The sequence below is a fragment of the Salinisphaera sp. G21_0 genome, assembly GCF_017744115.1.
Classification (GTDB): domain Bacteria; phylum Pseudomonadota; class Gammaproteobacteria; order Pseudomonadales; family Endozoicomonadaceae; genus Endozoicomonas.
In genome coordinates this window covers 17213-21672 of sequence record NZ_JAGHQW010000009.1, presented here as the reverse complement: position 1 = coordinate 21672, position 4460 = coordinate 17213, and the positions used below count along the sequence as shown (strand labels likewise).

General features: G+C 47.2%; 3 protein-coding genes. 1 reads left to right on the top strand and 2 read right to left on the bottom strand.

Annotation, left to right across the window (positions count from 1 at the left end):
• Positions 1–178 precede the first annotated feature (178 nt).
• Together J7439_RS06235 and J7439_RS06230 are read right to left on the bottom strand one after the other, a co-directional pair.
• Entirely contained in the window at positions 179–958 is a 780-nt protein-coding gene (locus J7439_RS06235; protein ID WP_209200967.1) for a SapC family protein, read from the bottom strand.
• Between the two features lie 31 nt (positions 959–989).
• A complete protein-coding gene (locus J7439_RS06230; protein WP_209200966.1) occupies positions 990–2417 on the bottom strand; it encodes a TolC family outer membrane protein in 1428 nt (475 codons plus the stop codon).
• Between the two features lie 181 nt (positions 2418–2598).
• Between J7439_RS06230 and J7439_RS06225 the strand changes: the two genes are divergently transcribed.
• Complete coding sequence (locus tag J7439_RS06225; RefSeq protein ID WP_209200965.1) at positions 2599–4452, top strand: GAF domain-containing protein; 1854 nt, start codon at positions 2599–2601, stop codon at positions 4450–4452.
• Positions 4453–4460 lie beyond the last annotated feature (8 nt).

The window sequence follows — 4460 nt, the reverse complement described above, 5'->3', positions numbered from 1 at the left end:
TAGCCGGTCCGCTTGTTATTGTTCTGAATCCAATGGTTTCCAGTCTCAGGTGGTCAGGTCAAAGACTGGAGACCTTTTTCGATTAAAGACATCAACAACACCCTTACAGCAAAACGCACGACATAAGCCGTGCTATTAATAGAGCCCTATCAACATCAACACTAAAGCCACATTAGCCTTAGTGAATACCTGCTGCTTCTGCGCTTTCAGTATCGGCTATCTCAGAGGATGAGATAACCTGCTTTGGCAGTCGCTCAATGACTTTATTCAGGTTATTCAGTGACTGAAGGTGCAGGTAAATCAACTCCAGGCCATCATTGGCCATCAGGGCTGACAGTTCTTCAGCAGGAATACCTTTCAGCTTTTCACGATTAATGGTTTTAAATCCGGTCAGGGTCCGCTCTTCCTGGCCTGGCAGGGTGAATTTCGCCCCCATTTCTTCCAACAGACCCAGCTCGTTCAATTTTTTGCAAAACAACTGGGTACGTTGATACTGAGTCTGATAGTCCTGCAGAAAGCTCAAAACTTTCTCAAGGTACTGGGTTTGTTCACCTTCTGCATCAAACAGGCGCTCTCCTCGACCGTCCTGATTACAACCGGCATAAGCTTCATCCAGACACAACGTCAGCGTTTTTCCATCATCAGAGGTCGCAAAAACAAACGGATAGCGACGAATAAACGCAGGCACATAGGGTGCTTGCCATTGCCCCTCTTCATCAACATAGGCGTTTTCACCTTCACGAACGCCCATCACAACTACTGGAACCACACCGTCGTCTTTGCCAGCAAAGACAATCGCGTAGTCCTGAGACGCTTTTGGAAACTCTACTGCCATTAAAGGTACTGAGTTAACCTCTTTGGCAAAGGCATAATTGTTTTCAGCCTTGATAGACCAGTCAGAATGACGTTTTTTATTGACGGCTTCTACCTGTCCATAAATCAACAGTTGCACACTCATTTATTATTACCTCATTCCCTTACATTAGAATTCAGCCACCAAAGGCCAATAACGCATTTGTATCCGTTGATAAACTGACACCATTCAACAACCGGTTTATACCCACAATATCCGCTTCAGAGAGGCTACCCGCCGCTCGTTTGAGGCGCAGATGATTCATAAGATAATCATAACGGGCAGCAGAGAAGTCACTTCTGGCAATAAACAACAACCGTTCACTATCCAGCACACTGCCACTGGAGATCACGCCAGATTCAAATGCCGTGCGTTTACCCTCTGCCGCTTTCTCATAGGTTTCCACGGATTTTTGTAATGCATTGACCTTACTGATGGAACTGACAATCCCCGTATAGGCTGCCTGAGCTTCTCGGGCCACCTGACGAAGTGCCAGCTCTAATTCATCCTGAGCCTTGTAATGACGATTAATGGACTCACGCACTTTTGATGAAACCGCACCACCAGAATAAATTGGCAAGGTCATTTGAAAGAGGACATCCCGGGAATCCACTTCACTTCCGCCACCAAACAGTGAGCCGCCGGTTTCCCTGGCGCTCTGGGTGACCACAAGATCAAAAGTTGGATAATGACCGCCTTTCTGGCGGCGCACTTCCTGCCAGGCTACGTCGACAGCACTCTGTCTGGACAAAACCGCCGGGTTGTTTGCCTGAGCATTATCCACCCAGCTTTTCATCGTAGAAGGGTCAGGGCGTTGCAAAGCCAGATTCTGGCCAAGAGCATTCAAGTTATCTGGCAACTTGCCAGAAATCTCCTTTAAGCCCTGGAGCGCATCATGGAGATTGTTCGCTATTTCAATCTGACCGGCCTGAGCCTGCATGTAACGTGCTTCGGCATCCAGTAAGTCGGTGCTATTAGCAAGACCATTGGCAAATTCCCGATCCACCAGCTGGAAATGTTTCTCAAGCGCCTTTACTTCAGCGTCAATTGCCTGATAACTGTCGCTTTCTCGCAATACCGTAAAATAAGCAGCTGCTACTCTCATCACCAGATCCTGGCGCACATTCTCCAGGTCCGCAGCAACCTTCCTCACTTCGGCCTTTGCCTGTTTGAAGTAGGCCCAATTGCTGTAGCTGTAGATAGATTGGGTCAGTGAAAGGTTTTGCTCATCGGTGGGAAACGAAGTACTGCCTTTTGCATAAACCGTATTGTCTGAACTGACAATATCCTGTTTTGATTTTGTTTTGCTGTACTCAAACTGGAGGCTTGGTAATAAAACCGCACGAGCCTGCGTGTATATTTCTTTGGAAGCTTCGTGCTCAAACATCCCTGCCCGATACACCGGGTCATGATCAAGCGCCTGTTTATAAACATCAAGCAAATCAGCAGCCTGAGAATACAAAGGCACTACCGTTAACCATGACACTGTAAGGATAAACCTTTTCAGAGACGTAGCCTTGATACCGGGTGACATGTTCACGACCCCCTCCTTGAGCGGTGACATTTCGACGAACACCCTGAAAGGGTATATACGTACTTACTTTTTATTGATATTTTATTTAACTGTTGATTAAAAAATAAATGGCAAGCACTTTCAAGAAGAAGTGTGCAAAAGTTAACAAAATAATACCCTTAGTTTCACCATGGGTTTCTAAAAAAAATCAGCCGTATAGAAGCGAATGCCAATGGATGAACAAGCAGTTTCTGACTCCGAAAAAATACGACAAGACAATAGCCAGCTGACTCACCAGACATCGGCTGACTATTATAAGGAGTGGCTGCTTGGTCAGAACTATATGATTGACGGACTGCATTGCAGCCTGATCATGGTCCAAACTGATAACGTGCTCTTCAACGTGGCATCCTGCCAAAAGAGCTCAACTTATTTCCCAAGGCTGGAAGCACTGGCCAGCCAACTCTCCCATTGGGATCAACCACAAATCAGTACACTGCATAGTGATGGGAGCAGTAGCGAAACATTTGCTCTCCTCTACCCGGTACAATCCAATGATCCATCTCTTCCTAACCAGCGCCCTATAGCATTGGTCGCCATTGCACTGCAAGCCAACTCTCAGGAAGCATTGCAAAAAGCGATGGCGTCGCTTCAATGGAGTACTGCGGGGCTTGAGATTATTGATTATCAGCACCGCTTTGACGCGCTGAATTTTCAACAGAAATGCACTTCTGACCGGGTCAATATTCTCGCCAGAGTGCTATCGGAACCAAATTATTCTGCAGCAGCCATAGGGCTGGTCACAGAGCTGGCTACTCTTTTTAATTGTGATCGGGTCAGTCTGGGTGAATACCATAACCATCACACGACGTTGAAGTACCTGTCCCACAACACACAGTTTGGCAAAAAAATGAACCTGGTTCGTGCCATTGAACAGGTCATGGATGAATCTATCGATCAGGACCGCCCTATTCGATTCCCCCAAACAGAAAACAATGGGTCAGCACTGACGCTTGCCCATAAAGCACTGTCCGGGCTACAGGGCGATGCCTGCATATTATCAATACCTGTATATTCCGACCATAAAGTGACTGGTGCCATTGTTCTTGAAACCAGCCCTGCCTACCCTTTTACCGATGAACAGGTAGCGCTTTGCCAGAGTATTATCAGTCTCATCAGCCCTTCTCTGAACGACAAACGTCAGAATGATCTTTCACTGTGGCAAAAAGCGGTAGACTCTTGGAAAACCCAGTTTAAACGACTTACAGGGCCAAATTACCCGGGAAGAAAACTGGCCGCTCTGTTGTTAGTCGTCTTTTCTGTATTCTTTACCTTTGCAACCGGCACCTATCGCTTATCAACCCAGGCCAGAATTGAAAGCTCAGCCCAGCGAGCAATTGTGGCACCTTATGATGGCTATATAGAGAGCACCCATGCGCGCGCTGGTGATACAGTCAATTCCGGAGATACGCTCATCAGCCTTGATGATCGGGATCTGCGGCTGGAAAAACTGAAATGGCTATCAGAACAGGCAAAGCTTAATCGCCAGTATCAGGAAGCCCTGGCACTCAGGGACCGGGCAAAAATCAATATCATCACGGCACAGCTTCAACAGGCTGAAGCGCAGCTGGAGCTGGTCAATAGCCAGTTAATGAGAGCCAACCTGACCGCCCCCTTTGATGGACTGGTTATCAGCGGCGACCTTGATCAGCGACTTGGCAGCTCAGTCACCAAAGGAGAGGTTTTATTATCGGTATCTGAACTGGATGAATACCGCATAAAAATGTTGGTCCCGGAAAATAGAATTGCTGATATTCAGCCTGGACAAGAAGGTACTGCTCATCTTTCAGCCCTGCCGGAAACATCTTTTGATTTTACCCTTAGCAAAATCACGCCTTTAACCGAAGCATTGGATGGTTCTACCTACTTTATCGTTGAGGGTGAGCTCTTATCCGACACGAGTCTTATACAGCCCGGAATGGAAGGCATCGGCAAAATCATTATTGATGAGCGGAATCTTCTGGGCATCTGGCTAAGGGAAACCCGGGAGTGGCTTCAGCTTAAACTATGGGCCTGGTGGGGTTGAGGTAACGG